Source organism: Corallococcus sp. AB049A (genome assembly GCF_003668885.1).
Taxonomy (GTDB): domain Bacteria; phylum Myxococcota; class Myxococcia; order Myxococcales; family Myxococcaceae; genus Corallococcus; species Corallococcus interemptor.
The window spans coordinates 24,403-30,402 of the sequence record NZ_RAWL01000052.1 but is presented as its reverse complement, the minus strand read 5'-3'; the positions used below and the strand labels follow the sequence as shown (position 1 = coordinate 30,402).

Genomic DNA, 6,000 nt, shown 5'->3' with positions numbered 1-6,000 from the left:
ACCCCGACCCACCCGGCGTGCGCCCCCAGGGAGCTCGCCGTGGTGGGTCAGACTTTTGTCTCGTGGTTGCTGTTTCTCTGACAGCGCCGTTCGCCCTGGCTTGTAACCCACCCTCGGCCCGAGTCATGCACCGACCGCCGCCGTGGTACGAGCCGGACACCGTCCTCACATCACGTTGAAGTGACAGACGGTTTAGAGTATCAACCATCCGCTTTCGAGATTTTCCACCTTCCGTCCGGCATCTTTGCCGGCGCCGGATGGAACGGACTCGGAGACGCTCATTGGGCGGAGCGATTTCCCGCCATTCGAAGGAATCAGGACGATGGAGAACAAGAAGAAGGTCGCGAAGCCCGAGGGCAAGCTGGCGGTGCTCATCCCGGGCCTGGGCGCGGTTTCCACCACGCTGATGGCGGGTGTGGAGCTGGCGCGGCAGGGCAAGGGCGCCCCCATCGGCTCGCTCACGCAGATGGGCACGGCCCGTCTGGGCAAGCGCACCGACGGCCGCACCGTGAAGCTCAATGAGCTGGTGCCGCTGGCCACGCTGGACGACGTCGTCTTCGGCGCGTGGGACATCATCAGCGAGGACGCCTACCAGGTGGCCGTGCGCTCGGGCGTGCTCTCCGACAAGCACCTGGAGCAGGTGAAGCCCTTCCTCCAGGGCATCAAGCCGAAGCCGGGCGTGCACGACCCGGAGTTCGTGCGCCGCATCGCGGCGAACCACATCAAGGCGACCAAGACGCACCGCGAGAGCATTGAAGCCATCCGCCAGGACATCCGGGACTTCAAGAAGGAGCTCAACGCCAAGCGCGCCGTGATGGTGGTGTGCAGCAGCGTGGAGACCTTCCGCCCGCTGCCGGAGGCCTTCCAGACCCTGGCCAACTTCGAGAAGGCGCTGGACAGCAACAGCCCGGACATCAACCCCACGGCGCTCTACACGTACGCGGCCATCAAGGAAGGCGTGCCCTTCGCCAACGGCACGCCGAACGCGGCCGTGGACACGCCCGCGCTGCAGGAGCTGGCCAAGCAGGACGGCGTGCCCGTGGCGGGCCGCGACCTCAAGAGCGGCCAGACGATGATGAAGACGGTCATCGCGCCGGCGCTCAAGGCGCGCATGCTGGGCCTGGAGGGCTGGTTCTCCACCAACATCCTGGGCAACCGGGATGGCGAGGTGCTGGATGATCCGCAGGCCTTCAAGGCGAAGGAAGTGACCAAGTCGAGCGTGCTCGACACCATCCTGCAGCCGGACCTGTACCCGGAGCTGTACAACAAGTACTCGCACAAGGTGTCGATCCACTACTACCCGCCCCGCGGCGACGCGAAGGAGGGCTGGGACAACATCGACATCACCGGGTGGCTGGGCTACCCGATGCAGATCAAGGTCAACTTCCTCTGCCGCGACTCCATCCTGGCGGCGCCGCTGGTGCTGGACATCGCGCTGTTCATGGACCTGGCCAAGCGGCTGGAGTGGCGCGGCATCCAGGAGTGGATGTCCTTCTACTTCAAGAGCCCCATGGCCCACCCGGGCCTGCCGGTGGAGCACGACCTGTTCATCCAGCTGACGAAGCTGAAGAACACGCTGCGCGTCGTCGCGGGCGAAGAGCCCATCACGCACCTGGGGATGGACTACTACGGGGATGACCTCCCGCTCTCCCGCTAAGAACGACTCCGCGTTCAAGTGGCTCGTCACCGTCATGGCGGCGGGCCACTTCGCGCTGGTGGTCTCCACCGGAAGAGTCCGGTGGGAGCACGTCGCGGCGGACCTGCTGCTGGTGGTGCTGGCCTGGGCCGGCGCCGGCCCGCGGCGGTTCCTCCGCGGCGCGTTCCCGCTGTGGCTCACCGGCATGATCCTGGACAGCCAGCCGCTGTGGCTGTGGCTGCGCGGCACCATCCACACCGGCGACCTGTGGAACCTGGAGAAGGTGCTGTTCCCCGCGCCGGGCGGCACGCACTGGCCCGAGTGGTGGTCGCGTCACCCCAACACCCCGTTGGACCTGCTGTGCGGCTGGGCCTACGCGGCCTACATCTACGAGGTCTTCCTCGTGGCGCTGTGGTTCTTCTTCAAGAAGGACGCGCGGTTCGAACAGCTGTGCTGGGCCTTCTTCGTGGTGAACGCCATCGGCGTCGTCACCTACGTCATCTATCCGGCGGCTCCCCCCTGGTACATCCTGAAGTACGGGCCGGGACTCGCGGACCTGTCGGCGCCGCCCAGCCCCGCGGGCACCGCGCGCTTCGACGCCTTCTTCGGCATCCGCTACTTCGCGAACTTCTACGCCAAGAACCCCAACGTCTTCGGGGCCATGCCGTCGCTGCACGCGGCCTACCCGCTGATGATGGTGCTTGTCCTGTGGCACAAGGGCCCGGCGTGGCGGGTGGGCACCATCCTGTTCGCGCTGCTCGTCGCCTTTTCCGCCGTGTATCTCACGCACCACTACGTGCTCGACGTGCTCGCGGGAAGCATCGCGGCGGTCGTGGCCTTCGTCGTCGTGAGGGCTGTCTTCGCAAGACGGGCCATGGAAGCGCCAGGAGTGGCGCCCGTGACCCTGCCGTCTGGAGGGAACACCCGTGCATGACAACATGCTGGCCTTGCTGAGTGGAGACCTGTCCCCCTCGGCGCGCATCTGGACCGCGCTGGCGCCCGCGCTGTTCGCGGTCGCGTACTTCCTCGTGGGCCTGGTGCTCTTCTGTATCCGCTGTGCCATCAAGGGCATCCCCCAGGACGCGGAGACGCTGACGCGCGGCAAGTCGGTGCTGGTGGGCTTCTTCCTGCGCCACTACTTCTTCTGGGTCATCCAGCCGCTGTGGAAGGTGCTGCTGCGCTCGGGCCTCCCGGCCAACGCGCTGTCCATGCTGTCGGGCCTGCTGGGCGTGTCCTCCGGCGTGGCGGTGGCGGCGGGCCGCTTCGCGCTGGGCGGCTGGCTCTTCCTCTTCGCGGGCGTGCTGGACGTGATGGACGGCCGCGTGGCGCGCACCCGCAAGGAGGCGAACCCCGCGGGCGCGGCGCTGGACTCCGTGCTGGACCGGTACGTGGACTCCGCCATCCTGATGGGCCTGGCCTGGTACTACCGGGACACCTGGGTGCTCCTGCCCGCGCTGGGCGCGCTGATGGGCTCCTCGCTGGTGCCGTACGTGCGCGCCAAGGGCGAGGGCCTGGGCGTGAGCGTGCGCGACGGCGCGATGCAGCGGCTGGAGCGGGTGCTGTTTTTGGGCGTGGGCACGGCGCTGTCCCCCATCCTGGAGGCGCTGTTCTGGCCGACGGAGAAGCACCCCATGCACTGGCTGGCGGTGGCGGGCCTCGTCTTCGTCGCCATCCTGAGCAACGTCACGGCGGTGTCCCGCTTCCGCACGCTGGTGCGGGCGCTGACGCCCAAGAAGCCGGTGAAGCAGCGCTCGGGCGTGGCGCTGTTCGGCTTCAACGCGGCGGCGGGCGCCATCGCCACGGCGGTGGACTTCGTGGCGGTGCTGGGCATGGTGGAGTGGGGCGGCCTCTCCCCGGTGTGGGCCACGGTGGCCGGCTGCGTGCTGGGCGGCGTGGTGAACTACACGCTCAACCGGGTCATCACCTTCCGCAGCCAGGGCGCGGTGGCGCCGCAGCTGGCGCGCTACACGCTGGTGAGCGCGACCAGCGCGCTGCTCAACGCGGGCGGCGTGGCGCTGCTCACGCTGCACCCGCAGCTGGCGTACACGCTGGGCTGGTGGGTGGTGCGCGGGGTGGTCTACTTCGCGTGGAACCTGCCGCTGCAGCGCGACTACGTCTTCAACGACAACTCCGACGAGCTCCTGGAGCAGCGGCCCCATGCGGCGTGACACGCTCGCCCGCGGCTTGAGGGCCCTGCTGGTGGGGGCCCTGCTTTCGCTTCCAGGGGTGGCGGCGGCGGGCGGCGTGCTGGGGTTGTCCTACAGCTCCAGCGACCGGTACGGAGAGAGCTTCTACTTCGTGGCGGACACGGATGACGGCACCTACGTGGCGGTGAGCCTGTCGGTGACGAACATCGGCCCGGGGTCGCGCACGGGCCTCTGCCGCGCCACGGTGCTGCAGCCGGGCAAGCCCGTCTGGGCGCCGCAGAAGCGCATGGGTGCGAATGATTGGGGCTACGACCCGGCCCTGGACACCCTGAAGATGGGCGAGTGCTTCGCCCGGGCCACGGACACGGGCCTGACGGTGGAGGCGCCCCTGGACAACGGCCAGGTGAAGCTGGAGTACGCGCGCAAGCCCGAGCCGTGGTCACCGGAAGGCTCCGTGGTGGAGAGCGGCAAGGACCGCTACCGCCACGAGGTGCTGGTGGCCGGCAGCCCCGTGAAGGTGACGCTCCGCGTGCCCCTGCGGGAGGCGGTGACGCTGAAGGGCGGCGGGTACGCGGACCACTCGCGCAGCACGGTGGCGCCGGCGAAGCTCGCGAAGCGCTGGGTGCGCTTCCGCGCGCTCAAGGGCCCGCCGTACGCGGTGGTGCTGGGGCGCGAGGGGCAGGAGGGCGACTACGCGCCCGTGTACGTCTGGGAGGACAAGGGGGCCGCGCGGCTGCTGGAGTCCTTCACGGTGACGCAGACGGGAACGAAGGACAAGAGCACGTGGCGGGCGGAACTCACCGACCGCGACGGCAAGACGGCGATGACGTTGCGCGGCACCTCCCTCCTCCAGCGCAGCGCGCCGGTGGAGTCGCTGGGCGTGTTGGGCGGGCTGGTGCGGCCGGTGGTGGGCTCGCCGGTGACGTACCTGCTCCGGGGCGTGATGGAGCGTCCGGGCAAGGCGCCGGTGGAGGGGTTGATGGAAGTGTCGGTGGAAGGCGAGTAGCAGGCAGGGGATTTCCGCGTGAGCGAGTCGTTGCTTCGGTCGGTGCATCACGTCCCGGGTGTCCGGGGGTTCGTGCGCAAGCAGGTGCTGCGGGTGGTGGCGCGCGGGGTGGAGTGGACCACCAAGCTGCCCGGCAAGCGCGCCCTCAACGTGTCCCAGGTGAACCCGTGGCTGCACGTGGGCGGCAGCGTGTCCCGCGCGCGCTACGGCGAATTGAAGGCCCGGGGCATCACCTGCGTCATCGACCTGCGCGCGGAGCGCTGTGACGACCGCGAGGCGCTGGCCGCGCTGGGCATCGAGCTGCTCAACCTGCCGGTGACGGACCGCTACCCGCCGTCGGTGGAGCAGCTGTCCCAAGGCGTGCGCTGGGCGCTGCCCCGCTTGGATGCCGGCGGCGTGCTGTACGCGCACTGCGAGCACGGCGTGGGGCGCGGGCCGCTGATGGGGCTGGCGGTGATGGTGGCGCGCGGCTGGGACGCACCCGAGGCCTACCGGGCGGTGCGCCACGCGCGCTGGCAGGCGACGCTCAACGACCGGCAGCTGCGGGGCCTTGCGGACTTCGTGGCGGCGTGGACGGGTGTGCCGGAGCAGGCGGCCTGACGGCCTTGCGGCGTGGCGCGCCGCTCCCCATCAGCTTGTCCATCCACCGGTTGCTGATGCCGAAGTTGCGGTCCGGCGTCGCGAAGTGGTGCGCCATGTGGTGCGCGCGCAGCGCCCTGCCCCAGGCCGTGCGCGGCGTGCGGTGGTGCGTGGCCCAGTGGAGGGTGTCGTAGGTCACGTAGCCCCAGACGATGCCCACGAAGTACGGGAGCATCTCCGCCGGGCGGCCCACCCACCACAGCGCCCCCCCGATGAGCGAGGACAGCGGGACGGTGACGATGAGCGGCATCACCAGGCGCTGGGCGTCGTCCGGGTACTTGTGGTGGTAGCCGTGGGCAATCTCATGCACCCGCTGGGTGAGCCGCCCCTTGCCTTCCCAGTGAAAGAAGAACCGGTGGATGCAGTACTCCATCAGCACCCACGTCAGCAGGCCCAGCGGGATGAACAGCAGGGCCCGCCCCACCGTCGTCCGTCCCCCTGACAGGCCCCACACGAGCAGGCCCAGCGTGAGCGGGATGTAGAGGAAGAACGGCACCGCCGGGTGCAGCTTCGAGGCTGCCTCCATGAAGGCGTTCTCGAACATCCGGCCGGACTGATACCTCACGTATGCG

6 protein-coding genes are annotated in these 6,000 nt (G+C 69.3%); 5 read left to right on the top strand and 1 reads right to left on the bottom strand.

Going from position 1 to position 6,000, the window contains the following annotated elements; genetic code table 11:
* Positions 1-322 precede the first annotated feature (322 nt).
* From D7X55_RS08400 to D7X55_RS08380, 5 genes are read left to right on the top strand one after another with little or no spacing between them, the layout of a single operon-like run.
* Complete coding sequence (locus D7X55_RS08400) at positions 323-1,657, top strand: inositol-3-phosphate synthase (protein ID WP_120548431.1); 1,335 nt, start codon at positions 323-325, stop codon at positions 1,655-1,657.
* Positions 1,635-2,570 (top strand): phosphatase PAP2 family protein, encoded by a 936-nt coding sequence (locus D7X55_RS08395; protein ID WP_120548430.1) that lies wholly within the window; start codon positions 1,635-1,637, stop codon positions 2,568-2,570. The genes D7X55_RS08400 and D7X55_RS08395 overlap by 23 nt, the downstream gene beginning before the upstream one ends.
* Before the next feature lie 4 nt (positions 2,571-2,574).
* Complete coding sequence (locus D7X55_RS08390; RefSeq protein ID WP_370450177.1) at positions 2,575-3,804, top strand: GtrA family protein; 1,230 nt, start codon at positions 2,575-2,577, stop codon at positions 3,802-3,804.
* The gene (locus D7X55_RS08385) at positions 3,794-4,789 is read left to right on the top strand and encodes a hypothetical protein (RefSeq protein WP_120548428.1); all 996 of its coding nucleotides are present in this window, start codon (positions 3,794-3,796) and stop codon (positions 4,787-4,789) included. The genes D7X55_RS08390 and D7X55_RS08385 overlap by 11 nt, the downstream gene beginning before the upstream one ends.
* A gap of 18 nt (positions 4,790-4,807) precedes the next feature.
* Positions 4,808-5,389, top strand: a complete 582-nt coding sequence (locus tag D7X55_RS08380) for a fused DSP-PTPase phosphatase/NAD kinase-like protein (protein WP_120548427.1) — start codon at positions 4,808-4,810, stop codon at positions 5,387-5,389.
* On the opposite strand, the gene D7X55_RS08375 is transcribed toward D7X55_RS08380, so the two are convergent.
* Positions 5,316-5,993 (bottom strand): sterol desaturase family protein, encoded by a 678-nt coding sequence (locus D7X55_RS08375; RefSeq protein ID WP_233609705.1) that lies wholly within the window; start codon positions 5,991-5,993, stop codon positions 5,316-5,318. The genes D7X55_RS08380 and D7X55_RS08375 overlap by 74 nt on opposite strands.
* Positions 5,994-6,000 lie beyond the last annotated feature (7 nt).